The sequence below is a fragment of the Duganella dendranthematis genome (genome assembly GCF_012849375.1).
Lineage (GTDB): Bacteria > Pseudomonadota > Gammaproteobacteria > Burkholderiales > Burkholderiaceae_D > Rugamonas > Rugamonas dendranthematis.
Window position 1 is genome coordinate 987710 of record NZ_CP051684.1, and the last position, 13658, is coordinate 1001367.

Genomic DNA, 13658 nt, shown 5'->3' on the forward strand with positions numbered 1-13658 from the left:
TCGCCCCACTGCCTCGTGCCCTGCTGTTGGGCGGGCTGATGGTGACTACTTTTGCCGCGGAGGCGCAGGAAAGCAGCGTTACGGACGGCGAATTGCAGTCCGTCGTCGTCACCGGCACCTACGCCAAGAACCGCCGCACCGTCGACTCGGAATCGCCGATCGACATCATCGGCGCGAAGGAGCTGCAAGCCAGCGGTTCGACCGAGCTGGCCACCGTGCTGGGCCGTGTGCTGCCGTCGCTGAACTTCCCGCGCCCATCCGGCGCCGACGCCTCCGACGCGGTGCGCCCGGCCCAGCTGCGCGGCCTGTCCCCGGACCAGGTGCTGGTGCTGGTCAACGGCAAGCGCCGCCACACGTCGGCGGTAGTCAACGTCAACGGCACCCAGGGCCGCGGCTCGGCGCCGGTCGACCTGAATGCGATTCCGCTGTCGGCCATCGACCACATCGAAGTGCTGCGTGACGGCGCCGCCGCCCAGTACGGTTCCGATGCGATTGCCGGCGTGATCAACATCATCCTGAAAAAAGGCGCCAGCGGCGGCGAAGCGGAAATCGGCTTTGGCGAGTACCAGAAACGCGACGGCCGCCAACGCTCGGTGCGCGCTTCCGGCGGCCTGGCGCTTGGCGAAAGCGGCTGGGTACGTCTGGCAGTCGATGCCGCCGACCGCGATCCGACCAACCGCGCCGGCGCCGACTTCCGCAATCCGGCCGAGCCGCTGTACGGCAAGGTCACGCAGCGCTTCGGCGATCCGGACACCAAGCCGGCCTCGCTGTTCCTCAACAGCGAATACCGCGTTACCGACGACATCGACTGGTACGCCTTCGCCAATTACGGCCAGCGCGACACTTCGGCGGCGGCCACCTGGCGCACCGCCTTCAACGGCACCGCGCTGCGTTCGCCGCTGTTCCCGCAAGGCTTCCTGCCGCTGGAAAACAGCCGCTCGACCGACACTTCGCTGGTAACCGGCGTGCGCGGCGAAAACACCGGCTGGCGCTGGGACCTGAGCGTGAACTACGGCGAGAACGAGTTCAAACTGAACCTGGACAACACCGTCAACCAGGACCTGGGCGCCAACAGCCCGACGCACTTCTACGCCGGCCGCCTGAAGAACTCGGAAACCGTGCTCAACTTCGACGTCGCCAAGGACTTCCCGGTCGAGGCCTTCAGCGGCCCGGTCACCGTGGCGCTGGGCACCGAGTACCGCAAGGAGACCTATGAAATCGGCGCCGGCGACGTGGCCTCGTACAGCGGCACTGGCGCGCAAGGCTTCTCGGGCTTCCGTCCGGTCAACGCCGGCAGCAACAGCCGCAACAACAAATCCATTTACGCCAACGTGGAAGCGGAGATCACCAAGCAGTTCTCGGCCTCCGCCGCGCTGCGTCACGAGCGCTACAGCGATTTCGGCAACACCACCTCGGCCAAGGGCTCGGCCCGCTATGCGTTCAACGACATCGTGTCGCTGCGCGCTACCGCCTCGTCGGGCTTCCGCGCACCGTCGCTGGCGCAGCAGTTCTACACGATCACCACCACCAACTTCTCCGTGGTCAATGGCGTCAACACGCCGATTGAAACCGGCACCTTTGCGGTCGGCAGCGCCGCCGCCACCGCGCTCGGCGCAACCCCGCTGAAGGCCGAGAAAGCCCGCAACTACAGCCTCGGCCTGGTGGTGCAGCCAAGCCGCAACTGGACCACCACGGTGGACGCCTACCGCATCAATATCGACGACCGCGTGGCGCTGTCGGCCAATATGACGCTGAACCAGACGCTCAAAAATGCGCTGGCCACGCAAGGCATTCTGGTCGGCGCGGGCCGCTACTTCACCAACGCCATCGACACCCGCACCACCGGCGTCGATGTGCTGAGCACCTACCGTTGGGACACGCGCGATTACGGCCGTTTCGACTTCACCGGCGCGTATAACCATAACAAGACGGATGTGGAAGGCATCAAAGCCAACCCGGCGATCCTGACCGCCAACGGCCTGACGCTGATCGACCGCCAGACCGTCAACCGCCTGACCGTCGGTTCGCCGAAAGACAAGCTGAGCCTGACGACCGACTGGGCCATCAGCAATTGGGGCCTGCGCGCCGTGGTCAACCGCTACGGCAGCTTCACGGTACCGCAGAACAACGCGACGCTGGATCAGACCTACGATCCGCAATGGACGCTGGACTTGTCGGGCAACGTCAAGTTGGGCAAGAACTGGCGCCTGACGGCGGGCGTGGATAACGCCACCAACCGCTACCCGGACCAGGTAACGTCGGCGGGCAACCTCAACACCAACGGCATCTACCCGTACAGCGGCTGGGCGCCGAACGGTTTCAATGGCCGCTACTACTACGCCAAGGCCAGCTACACCTGGTAACCCGCACGGCGGCGCGCTGGGGTCGGACCCGTGCCGGGTCAGACCCCGGTGTGCCCGGGTTTAGCGTTACGGCTCACGCCACCGCCAGCCGGGTCACGCGCGGTGTTGCTGGCAACGGACTCCCCGCCAGCTTGAACACGCTCACCGCCTGCGCCAGCAAGTCCGCCTGGTCGCGCATGCTTTGCGCGGCGGCGGCGGCCTGTTCCACCAGCGCGGCGTTCTGCTGCGTTACATCGTCTATCGACACGATGGCCTGATTGACCTGTTCGATGCCCGTGCTCTGCTCGCTGCTGGCGGCGCTGATCTGGTGCATGATTTCCGCCACTTGCTGCACCGACTGCACAATGCCCTCCATCGTCGCGCCAGCCTGACTGACCAGCGCCGCGCCGGCATCGACGGTCTCCACCGAACGTCCGATCAGCTCCTTGATTTCTCTGGCCGCCGAGGCCGACCGCTGCGCCAGGTTGCGCACTTCCGACGCCACCACCGCAAAGCCCCGCCCCTGCTCGCCGGCACGCGCCGCTTCCACCGCCGCATTCAAGGCCAGAATATTGGTCTGAAACGCAATGCCATCAATCACGCTGATGATATCGACGATCTTGCTGGAGCTTTCCTTGATCGCGCCCATCGTGGTCACCACCTGGCCGACCACCTGGCCGCCTTTGGTGGCATAGTCGCTGGCAGTCACCACCAGCTTGGTTGCCTGCCGCGCATTCTCGGCATTCTGCGACACGGTCGAGGTCAGCTCTTCCATGGAGGACGCCGTCTCTTCCAAACTGGATGCCTGCTGCTCGGTGCGCGACGACAGGTCCAGGTTGCCACTGGCGATTTCGTTCGACGCCGTGGCGATGGTATCCGTGCCCGAACGTACCTGGCCGACGGTGCGCGCCAGCGCATCGTTCATGTCGATCAGCGCGCGCAGCAGCTGGCCGGTCTCATCGGTGGTGTGGCACTCCATGCGCATGGTCAGGTCGCCGCCGGCCACCGCCTGCGCCATACCGACCGCGCGGTTCAGCGGCAGCGTGATGCTGCGCGTGATCACGTACAGTACCCACGCCGCCAGCGCGGCCGCCACCACGGTCAGTACAATCATCGTGGTGCGCGAGCTGGCATAGGCGCGCTCGGCCACCGCGCTGGTCTCCTCGACAGCGGCGATCTGGAACTTGACCATGTCGTTCAAGGCATTCAGGTAAGCGGTCTGCTCCTTGCGCACCGTGGTCAGCAGATACTTGACCGACTCGTCGCGCTGGCTCTGGTCAGTGGACATTTTCAGGAACGCGCTCTGCACCACCACATATTTTTCGCGCGCCTCCAGCACCGCCTGCAGCTTGAGCTTGCTTTGCGGGTCGCCGTCATCGGCGATCAGCTTGCCCAGCTTGTCAAGCCGTTCGACGTTTTCCACGCGGCGTTTTTCCACCCGCTCCAGCTCGGCCTTGACCACCGCCGGATCGGTCGACAGCATGGCGTTGCGCATGGCGCGGGCGATGTCGTTCAGACCGCCTATCGTTTCGTAAGCCAGGATGACCTTGGGGACTTTATCAACCGCGAGATCCTTGGTGTTGCTGTTGAGCTTACCAAGATTGCTGATGCCTTCGACGGCGATGCCGATCATGAAAATGATGGCCATGCCCAGACCGGCCGCCAGGCGGTAGCCGATTTTCCAATTACCGATACCCATGTGCGCTCCCAAAGTTGGTTGCAGGGATTCAGTATATGGTCATTTCGATATGGCAAATGAAAAAATTGAACGACTGTTTTGCTGCCGCCACAACTGATGCGGCGGCAGCAACAGATCAGGACAGATCCCCGCCGTTGAGGGCGGCGTCGATGTCGGCGCGGGTCAGATCCGGCGCGAATTCCTGGATGAAGTGGTAGGCGTATGAGCGCAGGTAGGCGCCCTTGCGCACCGCCAGCCGGGTGGTGTTCTGCGCAAACAGGTGCGACGCTTCCACCGCGCGCATGCCCTTGTCGCGGCCGTGGTCGAAGGCCATCGAGGCGACGATGCCGACGCCCAGGCCCAGCGACACGTACTGCTTGATCACGTCCGAATCCATGGCGGTCAGCACGATGTCCGGCTTGACGCCGGCCTGCGCGAACGCCGCATCAATATGGCCACGGCCGGTAAAACCGACGTCATAGGTAATCAGCGGGAACTCGGCCAGGTCTTCCAGCCTGATCGGCGAACGCGACAGCAGCGGATGGCCATCCGGCACCACGATCAAATGGCTCCAGCGGTAGCACGGGAACGACACCAGGTCCGGGAACTGCGACAGTCCTTCGGTGGCGATGCCGATGTCGGTCTTGCCGGACAAGATCCATTCGGCAATGTGCTCAGGCGCACTCTGCTGCAAGGCGATGCGCACGTCCGGATAGGCGGTGCGGAAGCTCTGCACCACTTTCGGCAGCGCGTAGCGCGCCTGCGTGTGGGTAGCCGCCACGCTCAAGGTGCCGCTCTGCTGGCCGGTATATTCCAGGCTGGCCTGTTGCAGGTTCTCGGCCTCGATCAGCAGGCGGTCGATGATCTTCAAGATCCCTTTGCCCGGCTCGGTCATGCCGGTCAGGCGCTTGCCGTTGCGTTCGAAAATCACGACGCCCAGTTCGTCTTCTAGCTCACGGATCTGGCGCGACACGCCAGGCTGCGAGGTGAACAGGGCATTCGCCACTTCGGTCAGGTTGTAGCCACGACGGGCTGCTTCGCGGATGGACCGCAGCTGTTGAAAATTCATATGGAGGCTCCTTCGTCCACGAACACCCGCAGGCGCTTTGGACGTACAACTAAAGTTTCGCCTTCTTTCAGGCCCAGGGAGCTGAAGCGCTCATTCGGAATCACTGCTTCAATCAATTCGTTGGTATCGTCGCGTTCCAGGTCCAGCTGGGCCAGCGGGCCGATCGCATGCGCGCGGCGCAGCTTGACCACAATGCCTTCGGCGCCCGGCGTGTAGCGGTCCACTTCCAGCTCGTGCGGACGGACATAAGCCGTGCCTTTGCCGGCCGCGCCGCCTTCGCCCGGCACGGTAAAGCTGGCGTCGCCGCTGGCCAGGATGCCGTCCTGCACGCGGCCGTGGAACACGTTCACATTGCCGAGGAAGCCGTAGACGAATGGCGAGGCCGGATGGTTGTAGACCTCGTCCGGCGCACCGATCTGTTCGACGTTACCCTTGTTCATCAGCACCACCTGGTCGGCTACTTCCAGCGCTTCTTCCTGGTCGTGGGTGACGAAGATGGAAGTGACGTGCAGCTCGTCATGCAGGCGACGCAGCCAGCGGCGCAGTTCCTTGCGCACCTTGGCGTCCAGCGCACCGAACGGTTCGTCCAGCAGCAATACACGAGGTTCAACTGCCAAAGCCCGCGCGAGCGCAATGCGCTGACGCTGGCCACCCGACAGTTGCGGCGGATAGCGGTCGGCCAGCCAGTCCAGCTGCACCAGTTCCAGCAGGTCTTTCACCTTGCGGCGGATCTGGTCTTCCGACGGACGTTCGCTGCGCGGTTTGACGCGCAGGCCGAAGGCGACGTTTTCAAACACGGTCATGTGCTTGAACAGCGCGTAGTGCTGGAACACGAAGCCGACCTGGCGCTCGCGCACATGGCTGCGCGACGCATCCTGCCCTTCCAGCAGCACCTGGCCCGAGTCCGGATGTTCGAGGCCGGCGATGCAACGCAGCAGCGTGGTCTTGCCGCAGCCGGACGGGCCCAGCAGCGCAGTCAGCTCGCCTTGCGGGAAATCCAGCGACACGTTGTTGAGGGCGACGAAATCGCCGAAACGCTTGTTGATGTTTTTAACTTGGATCGTCATGGTATTACTCCGAAATGCGGGCGTCGTCAGCGACGGATTCGTTCAGGCGCCAGGCGATAAAGGTTTTCACCACCAGCGTCACCAGCGCCAGCAGCGCCAGCAGCGACGCCACGGCAAAGGCGGCGGCAAAGTTGTATTCGTTGTAGAGAATTTCCACTTGCAGCGGCATGGTGTTGGTCTCGCCACGGATGTGGCCGGACACCACCGACACCGCGCCGAATTCGCCCATGGCGCGGGCGTTACACAGGATCACACCGTACAGCAGGCCCCACTTGATATTCGGCAGCGTCACGCGGCGGAAGGTGTCCCAGCCCGACGCGCCCAGCACGATGGCGGCCTCTTCTTCTTCGCTGCCCTGCGCCTGCATCAGCGGGATCAGCTCGCGCGCCACGAACGGGAAAGTGACAAAGATGGTGGCCAGCACAATGCCCGGCACCGCGAACAGGATCTTGATGTCGTGGTCCATCAGCCAGGGGCCGAAGTAGCCTTGCGCGCCGAACAGCAGCACGTAAATCAGACCGGAGATCACCGGCGACACCGAGAACGGCAGGTCGATCAAGGTCAGCAGGATGCTCTTGCCACGGAATTCAAACTTGGCGATGCACCACGAGGCCGCCACGCCAAACACCAGGTTCAGCGGCACGGCGATGGCGGCGGTAATCAGCGTCAGCTTGATGGCCGAGATGGCGTCTTCGTCGATGATCGCGGCGACGTAGGCGTCCCAGCCTTTTTTCAGGCCTTCGTAGAATACCGACACCAGCGGCACGAACAGGAACAAAGTCAGGAAGATCAGCGCGATGGCAATCAGCACGATGCGGACCCAGCCTGGTTCCAGGCTCCTCGGCGCCGACGGCAATTCGCCGCGACGGGCGACAGTAACAGGCGTAGCACTCATGATTATTTCCCCGACTTTCCGCGCGCCCAGGCTTGCAGCAGATTAATCCCCAACAGCAGCAGGAAGGACACCACCAGCATCACGGTTGCAATCGCGGTGGCGCCGGCGTAGTCGTACTGCTCCAGCTTGGTGATGATGAACAACGGCGTGATTTCCGACACCATCGGCATATTGCCGGCGATGAAAATTACCGAGCCGTATTCACCGGTAGCGCGGGCGAAGGCCAGCGCGAAGCCAGTCATCAGCGACGGCATGATGGTCGGGAACACCACGCGCGAAAATGTCTGCCAGGCGTTGGCGCCGAGACTGGCGGCGGCTTCTTCCAGTTCACGTTCCGCGTCTTCCAGCACTGGCTGCACCGTGCGCACCACGAACGGCAGGCCGATGAAGGTCAGCGCGATCACCACGCCGACCGGCGTGAACGCCACCTTGATGCCCCACATGCCTTCAATCACCTGGCCGAGCCAGCCATTGGCCGAATACAGCGCGGTCAGCGTGATGCCTGCCACCGCGGTCGGCAGCGCGAATGGCAGGTCGACCAGCGCGTCGATGATGCGTTTGCCGGGGAATTCATAGCGCACCAGCACCCACGCCACGATGCCGCCGAAGATGACGTTGATGAACGCGCCGAGCAGCGAGGCGCCAAACGTCAATCGGTAAGAAGCCATCACGCGCGCCGACGTCACCGTGGTCCAGAACGAATCCCAGGTCAGCGTGAACGTTTTGAGGAACACCGCAGACAGCGGGATCAGGACGATCAGCGTCAGGTAGAAAATGGTGAAACCCAGCGAGAGCCGGAATCCCGGCATCACGCGGAATGGTGCGCCCCGCTTGGCCACCGGCGGGGTGACCTCGGATGCTGCAAGAACAGCTGACATGAATGCTCCCTTATTACAAAACCTTCTATAAGGGCTGCATGTTCTCACCTCTGCTTCATAATACAAACGAAGCAATAGTCATTTGATTAGATGATTCAGCTATATACGAGCTTTGCCGCAACGGCAACAAGTGTTACCGCCAGCAAGCCCCGCAACAGGCGCTCGGGCACCGCGCGCGCGGCATAGGCGCCGATGGTGATGCCGGGCAGCGAACCGACCAGCAAGGTCAGCAGCAAGCTCCAGTTGATCGAGCCCAGCCACCAGTGGCCGACGGCCGCGATGGCGGTCAGCGGCACGGCGTAGGCGATGTCGGTGCCGGCCACTTCGGCGGCGGTCAGGCGCGGATACAGCATCACCAGCAGCGTGGCGCCAATCGCGCCGGCGCCGATAGACGAGATCGTCACCAGCGTGCCCAGCACGGCGCCGGAGACGATGGTGGCGCTGCTCAGCGCACGGCCTTGCAGCTGGCGTTCCGGATGGGCGGTGATCCAGGCCAGCATCTTGCGCTTGAACAGTAGCGCGATCACGGTCAGCAGCACCGAGCTGGCGATCATGTAGCGGATGATCTGACCCATTTCTTTGTTGAGTGTGCCGAAGTGCTTGAGCGCCAGGCTGGCGAAGAAGGCGGCCGGCAGCGCGCCGATGCACAGGCGGCGCACGATGTCCCAGTGGACGGTGCCGCGCATTTTATGGGTGAAGGTGCCGACGCCCTTGGTCAGCGAGGCAAACGCCAGATCGGTGCCGACCGCCACGGCGGGCGTGACGCCGAACAGCAAGGTCAACAGCGGCGTCATCAGTGAGCCGCCACCGACGCCGGTCATGCCGACCAGTAAGCCGACTGCGAATCCTGAAACGACAAACTGCACATCCATGCGATTTCCCCAAAGTAGGCCCGAAGGTTAACCTACTCTGGGGAAAGATCCAAACAACGGAAAACTAATAAGCTTATTTGCTCGCTTATTTGTTTGGCTGTGGGGTCACGCGCAGATATGGGCGCTCGGCGGTAAAGCCTTTTGGATATTTCTGCTTCAGCACTTCCGGATCCTGCACGGTCAGCGGAATGATGACGTCGTCGCCATCTTTCCAATTGCCGGGCGTGGCCACCGTGTAGCCATCAGTCAGTTGCAGCGCATCGATCACGCGCAGCACTTCGTCGAAGTTACGGCCGGTGCTCATCGGATAGGTAATGGTCAGGCGCACTTTCTTGTTCGGATCGATCACGAACAGCGAGCGCACGGTGGCCGTGGCCGATGCTTCCGGGTGAATCATGTCATACAGGCCCGAGACCTTGCGGTCCGCGTCGGCGATGATCGGGAAACCGACCACGGTCTTCTGGGTTTCTTCGATGTCCTTGATCCAGGCTTTGTGCGACTCGGCCGGGTCGACCGACAACGCGATGGCTTTCACATTGCGCTTGTCAAATTCAGGCTTCAGCTTGGCGGTCAGGCCCAGCTCGGTGGTGCAGACCGGCGTGAAGTCGGCCGGGTGCGAAAACAGCACCACCCACGAATCGCCAGCCCATTCATGGAACTTCAGTGGGCCGATGGAAGAATCTTGTTCGAAATCAGGGGCGGTATCGCCCAGGCGGATAGTCATGTTGGTCTCCAGAATAAAAAGGTCACGCGGACAACGCACCATTGTGCGCTTGTTCTGACAGAAAATACAAGGTTTCCAGTCCTTCCGGCCAGTCGCCCAGGCCGGACTCCGCATTGATGTGGCCGAGCGGTCCACCGTTGATGAAGCGGCTGCCCCAGCGCTGTGCCCACAAGGCGGCGCGCGGCGCGGCCATCCACGGATCGTTGGTGCTGCCGACCATGATGGACGGCACGGCCAGCGCCTGCTGCGGCAGCAAGGACGCCACATTGAACTTGTCGGGATCGGCCGGCGCCACCAGCAGCAAGCCAGCCACGCCGCCGGCATTGCGCGCCACGCTGTGCACCGTGGCCAGCGCGCCGAAGCTGTGGGCAACGATCAGCATCGGCCGTGGATCGTTGCCGCGTTGGCGCAGCTGGTCTACGCGCGCCGACCAGCGCGGCAGGTCGGGTACTTCCCAGTCATCCTGCTGCACCCGCTCGAAAGCGGGGAACAGCCGTTGCCAGCGACTTTGCCAGTGATCCGGTCCGCTGTTATGCAGGCCGGGCGCGATCAGCACGCGAAACTGTTCAAAGACGCTGGTCATTAGCTTACCTCGCAGATTACTTGTTAGGCTGGTAAATCTGGTCGAACAGGCCGCCGTCGGCGAAGTGGGTCTTCTGCGCCTTGGTCCAGTCGCCGGCTACGTCAGCCAGAGTGAACAGCTTCACTTTCGGGAATTGGCCGGCGTATTTCTTGGCGGCTTTCTCGGTGGCTGGACGGTAGTAGTTTTTGGCGATGATGTCCTGCGCTTCGTCGGTGTACAGGAAGTTCAGGTAAGCCTCCGCCACCTTGCGGGTGCCGCGCTTGTCGACCACTTTATCGACCACGGCCACCGGCGGTTCCGCCAGGATCGAGACCGACGGCGCGATGATGTCGAACTTGGTCGGGCCCAGTTCCTTCACGGCCAGCAGCGCTTCGTTTTCCCAGGCGATCAGCACGTCGCCGATGCCGCGCTCGACGAAGGTAGTGGTGGCGCCGCGCGCGCCGGAATCCAGCACCGGCACGTTTTTATACAGCTTGGTCAGGTAGTCCTTGGCGCTGGCTTCGCTACCGCCCGGCTGGCGCAGCGCGTAGCCGTAAGCGGCCAGGTGATTCCAGCGGGCGCCGCCAGAGGTTTTTGGATTCGGGGTGATGACCGATACGCCTGGCTTGACCAGGTCGGCCCAGTCCTTGATGCCCTTAGGATTGCCCTTGCGGACGAGGAACACGATGGTTGAGGTGTACGGGGTGCTGTTGTGCGGCAGCTTTTTCTGCCAGTCCGGCGACAGCAACTTGTGTTCGGCGATGGCGTCGATGTCGTAGGCCAGTGCCAGCGAGACCACGTCGGCCTCCAGACCGTCGATCACCGCGCGGCCCTGTTTGCCGGAACCGCCGTGCGACTGCTTGATCTTGACCGTGTCGCCGGTCTTGGTTTTCCACTCTTTGGCAAATGCTGTGTTGACGTCCTGGTACAACTCGCGGGTTGGATCATACGACACGTTCAACAGCGAGATGTCCGCTGCCATTGCTGGGGCGACGGCGGAAATGGCGAGAACAGCAGCGGCAATAATTTTTTTGGACAGCATTTGATTCCCCTAGTAGTGAAGGTCTCCAGATTACTGCTGCCCCTTATAAATGAGAACTAAGCTTTTATCAGTTCTATATACCGAAAAATCATATGAATCGGTTATACAGCACCACCGCCCAGGTGGCGATCGCCAGCAAACAGGTTAGCAATACTGCCGCGCTGCCGAAATCCTTGGCGTTCTTGGACAGAGGATGGCGCTCCAACGAGACCCGGTCCACCACCGCTTCGATCGACGAATTGATCAGCTCGACAATCAAGATCAGCATCAGCACGCCGATCAGCACCAGCTTTTCAAACGCCGACACGCGCAACAGCAGCGCAATGATGGTGCCGACGACAAACACGCTGACCTCCTGGCGGAAAGCGTGTTCATTCCGCCACGCCGAGCGGAAGCCATCGAGCGAGTAGAAGAACGCCTGGTGGATACGTTTGAGGCCGCTTTTACTCTTGAATTCGCTGATCGGTTGCATGGGAATAGTTGTGCGTTGTGAATAGCATATTATGCACCTTTTACCACATTATGGTATAAATCAGGTATCCCTTACCGCATTGCACCAACCACATCATGAAAATCGAATCCGTTCCCGAGCAGAAGACCACCATCCAGGTGATCGAACGCATGGTAGCGCTGCTCGATGCGCTGGCCAAGTATCCCGACCCCGTCAGCCTCAAGGAATTGTCCAAGGTCTCGGGGCTACACCCGTCCACCGCCCATCGCATCCTGAACGACATGGTGGTCACCCGCTTTGTCGACCGGGTCGAACCGGGCACTTACCGGCTCGGCATGCGGCTGCTGGAACTCGGCAATGTGGTCAAGAGCCGGCTGTCGGTGCGCGAAGCTGCGCTGGATTTCATGCGTGCACTGCACAAAAAAACCCAGCAGACCATCAATCTGTCGGTGCGCCAGGGCGACGAGATCGTCTACATCGACCGCGCCTTCTCGGAACGCTCGGGCATGCAGGTGGTGCGCGCCATTGGCGGCCGCGGCCCGCTGCACCTGACCTCGACCGGCAAGTTGTTCCTGTCGGTGGATGAGCCGAAAGCCATCCGCGCCTATGCCACGCGCACCGGGCTGGCCGGACACAACAAAAATTCGATTACCGATCTGGGCAAGCTGGAGCGCGAACTGGGGCTGGTGAAGTCACGCGGCTACTCGCGCGACAATGAAGAGCTGGAGCTTGGGGTGCGTTGCATGGCCGCCGGCATCTACGACGACAGCGGCAAGCTGATTGCCGGACTGTCGATCTCGGCGCCGGCCGACCGCTTGCAGGAAGATTGGCTGGAAGATCTGGTGCTGACTGCGCGCCAGATCTCCGTCACGCTGGGTTACATGCCGGTCGAATAAGCACCGGTGCTGCTGCCGCCGCCGACCAGGTTGGCCGGACGCAGCGCTTCCAGCCATTTGCGCATGCGGCCGGCGTCTGCCGTCCGCGATTGCTTGCCCTTGGAATCCAGGAACACCATGATCACCGAGCGGCCTTCAATGACCGCCTGCATCATCAGGCAACGCCCTGCTTCATTGATGAAACCGGTTTTCTGCAAACCGATCGCCCAGTCCGGGCTGGCCACCAGATGGTTGGTGGTGCCGAACTGCATCGGCCGGCCGTTGCTCAGTTCCACCGTGGCTTTCGGATCGGTGGAGAACTGGCGCAGCATCGGCTGCTGATACGCCGCCATCGCCAGCTTGGCCAGATCGCGCGCGCTGGCCACATTCATTTTCGACAAGCCGTTGGAATCGACGTAGTGGGTGTCGCTCATGCCCAGTTCACGCGCCTTGGCATTCATCGCTTCCACAAACGCCGGACGGCCGCCCGGATAGTTGCGGCCCAGTGCCGAGGCGGCGCGGTTTTCCGAACTCATCAACGCGATGTGCAGCATATTGGCGCGCGTCATCTGCGTGCCGACTTTCAGGCGCGAGCTGCTGAATTTTTCGCGGTCCACATCCTCGTCGGTCACGGTGAGGATTTCGTCCATGTCCTGCTTGGCTTCCACCACGATCAGGCCAGTCATCATTTTGGTGATGGAGGCGATCGGCAAGGCAACGTTGGAATTCTTTTCAAACAGCACTTCCGAGTTGGCCTGATCCAGCACCAGCGCCACGTTGGATTTCAGGTCCAGCGGATCGTGCGTGCTGTTCAGGCCGGCGAGGTCACCCATGGTCGGCACGGCAGGTGCCGCTGCCAGCACGCGCTGGTAGACCACCTTACGCTTGCCCTTGACCTTGATCACGCGCTTGACCATGCGGTCGCTTGCATCGGCGGCGGCCACGCGCACCGGTTGGCGCTTTTTCAGCACCAGCTTTTTATTGGGCGCGCTGCCGGCGTCGGCTGCCTGCACGGTAATGGCTGCGGAAGCAAACATCAGCGAAATAAGGGCGCTTAATGCGAGTTTGATCATTCGTATCCCCAAAAAAGAAATCAGCCAAGACCCGTTGCAGTGTAGCAAAACGCTGCGCCAGCGCAAGGAAATTTAACACTCATCGCACCAATGGTTGTGTTGGCGCAATAGAGGAAAAAACAAGCTAGTC

General features: G+C 62.0%; 13 protein-coding genes. 2 read left to right on the top strand and 11 right to left on the bottom strand.

The annotated features are described in order from the left end of the window. The first annotated feature begins 38 nt into the window (after positions 1 to 38). Positions 39 to 2363 carry a TonB-dependent receptor plug domain-containing protein gene (locus HH213_RS04650; protein WP_229263300.1) on the top strand — a complete coding sequence of 775 codons (2325 nt, stop codon included), beginning with the start codon at positions 39 to 41 and terminating at the stop codon, positions 2361 to 2363. Positions 2364 to 2436: 73 nt separating this feature from the next. On the opposite strand, the gene HH213_RS04655 is transcribed toward HH213_RS04650, so the two are convergent. The 10 genes from HH213_RS04655 to HH213_RS04700 form a co-directional block, all read right to left on the bottom strand. Then, a complete protein-coding gene (locus tag HH213_RS04655) occupies positions 2437 to 4041 on the bottom strand; it encodes a methyl-accepting chemotaxis protein (RefSeq protein WP_169111069.1) in 1605 nt (534 codons plus the stop codon). A 115-nt stretch (positions 4042 to 4156) separates the two neighbouring features. Continuing rightward, the gene (locus HH213_RS04660; RefSeq protein WP_169111071.1) at positions 4157 to 5089 is read right to left on the bottom strand and encodes a CysB family HTH-type transcriptional regulator; all 933 of its coding nucleotides are present in this window, start codon (positions 5087 to 5089) and stop codon (positions 4157 to 4159) included. Further along, entirely contained in the window at positions 5086 to 6156 is a 1071-nt protein-coding gene (locus HH213_RS04665; RefSeq protein WP_110844802.1) for a sulfate/molybdate ABC transporter ATP-binding protein, read from the bottom strand. The genes HH213_RS04660 and HH213_RS04665 overlap by 4 nt, the downstream gene beginning before the upstream one ends. 4 nt (positions 6157 to 6160) lie before the next feature. Then, positions 6161 to 7051 carry a sulfate ABC transporter permease subunit CysW gene (gene cysW, locus HH213_RS04670; protein ID WP_169111073.1) on the bottom strand — a complete coding sequence of 297 codons (891 nt, stop codon included), beginning with the start codon at positions 7049 to 7051 and terminating at the stop codon, positions 6161 to 6163. Positions 7052 to 7053: 2 nt separating this feature from the next. Next, complete coding sequence (cysT, locus tag HH213_RS04675) at positions 7054 to 7929, bottom strand: sulfate ABC transporter permease subunit CysT (RefSeq protein ID WP_229263301.1); 876 nt, start codon at positions 7927 to 7929, stop codon at positions 7054 to 7056. Positions 7930 to 8024: 95 nt separating this feature from the next. Next, a complete protein-coding gene (locus HH213_RS04680; RefSeq protein WP_110844805.1) occupies positions 8025 to 8801 on the bottom strand; it encodes a sulfite exporter TauE/SafE family protein in 777 nt (258 codons plus the stop codon). An 85-nt stretch (positions 8802 to 8886) separates the two neighbouring features. Beyond that, a complete protein-coding gene (locus HH213_RS04685) occupies positions 8887 to 9525 on the bottom strand; it encodes a peroxiredoxin (RefSeq protein WP_169111075.1) in 639 nt (212 codons plus the stop codon). A 22-nt stretch (positions 9526 to 9547) separates the two neighbouring features. After that, positions 9548 to 10108, bottom strand: coding sequence for an RBBP9/YdeN family alpha/beta hydrolase (locus HH213_RS04690; protein ID WP_169111077.1), 561 nt, complete (start codon positions 10106 to 10108; stop codon positions 9548 to 9550). Positions 10109 to 10124: 16 nt separating this feature from the next. After that, a complete protein-coding gene (locus HH213_RS04695; RefSeq protein ID WP_161046792.1) occupies positions 10125 to 11129 on the bottom strand; it encodes a sulfate ABC transporter substrate-binding protein in 1005 nt (334 codons plus the stop codon). Between the two features lie 88 nt (positions 11130 to 11217). After that, a complete protein-coding gene (locus tag HH213_RS04700) occupies positions 11218 to 11601 on the bottom strand; it encodes a diacylglycerol kinase (protein ID WP_110844809.1) in 384 nt (127 codons plus the stop codon). A 95-nt stretch (positions 11602 to 11696) separates the two neighbouring features. Between HH213_RS04700 and HH213_RS04705 the strand changes: the two genes are divergently transcribed. Next, positions 11697 to 12476 carry an IclR family transcriptional regulator gene (locus HH213_RS04705; protein ID WP_110844810.1) on the top strand — a complete coding sequence of 260 codons (780 nt, stop codon included), beginning with the start codon at positions 11697 to 11699 and terminating at the stop codon, positions 12474 to 12476. Here the strand turns inward: HH213_RS04705 and pbpG are convergent. Continuing rightward, on the bottom strand, positions 12458 to 13528 hold the full coding sequence (gene pbpG / locus HH213_RS04710) for a D-alanyl-D-alanine endopeptidase (RefSeq protein WP_110844811.1): 1071 nt from the start codon (positions 13526 to 13528) through the stop codon (positions 12458 to 12460). The genes HH213_RS04705 and pbpG overlap by 19 nt on opposite strands. Positions 13529 to 13658: the final 130 nt, after the last annotated feature.

Bases quoted from the DNA above. Each gene is read 5' to 3' on its own strand.
- HH213_RS04650 (WP_229263300.1), top strand. From the start codon at position 39: ATGGTGACTACTTTTGCCGCGGAGGCGCAGGAAAGCAGCGTTACGGAC.
- HH213_RS04655 (WP_169111069.1), bottom strand. From the start codon at position 4,041: ATGGGTATCGGTAATTGGAAAATCGGCTACCGCCTGGCGGCCGGTCTG.
- HH213_RS04660 (WP_169111071.1), bottom strand. From the start codon at position 5,089: ATGAATTTTCAACAGCTGCGGTCCATCCGCGAAGCAGCCCGTCGTGGC.
- HH213_RS04665 (WP_110844802.1), bottom strand. From the start codon at position 6,156: ATGACGATCCAAGTTAAAAACATCAACAAGCGTTTCGGCGATTTCGTC.
- cysW (WP_169111073.1), bottom strand. From the start codon at position 7,051: ATGAGTGCTACGCCTGTTACTGTCGCCCGTCGCGGCGAATTGCCGTCG.
- cysT (WP_229263301.1), bottom strand. From the start codon at position 7,929: ATGTCAGCTGTTCTTGCAGCATCCGAGGTCACCCCGCCGGTGGCCAAG.
- HH213_RS04680 (WP_110844805.1), bottom strand. From the start codon at position 8,801: ATGGATGTGCAGTTTGTCGTTTCAGGATTCGCAGTCGGCTTACTGGTC.
- HH213_RS04685 (WP_169111075.1), bottom strand. From the start codon at position 9,525: ATGACTATCCGCCTGGGCGATACCGCCCCTGATTTCGAACAAGATTCT.
- HH213_RS04690 (WP_169111077.1), bottom strand. From the start codon at position 10,108: ATGACCAGCGTCTTTGAACAGTTTCGCGTGCTGATCGCGCCCGGCCTG.
- HH213_RS04695 (WP_161046792.1), bottom strand. From the start codon at position 11,129: ATGCTGTCCAAAAAAATTATTGCCGCTGCTGTTCTCGCCATTTCCGCC.
- HH213_RS04700 (WP_110844809.1), bottom strand. From the start codon at position 11,601: ATGCAACCGATCAGCGAATTCAAGAGTAAAAGCGGCCTCAAACGTATC.
- HH213_RS04705 (WP_110844810.1), top strand. From the start codon at position 11,697: ATGAAAATCGAATCCGTTCCCGAGCAGAAGACCACCATCCAGGTGATC.
- pbpG (WP_110844811.1), bottom strand. From the start codon at position 13,528: ATGATCAAACTCGCATTAAGCGCCCTTATTTCGCTGATGTTTGCTTCC.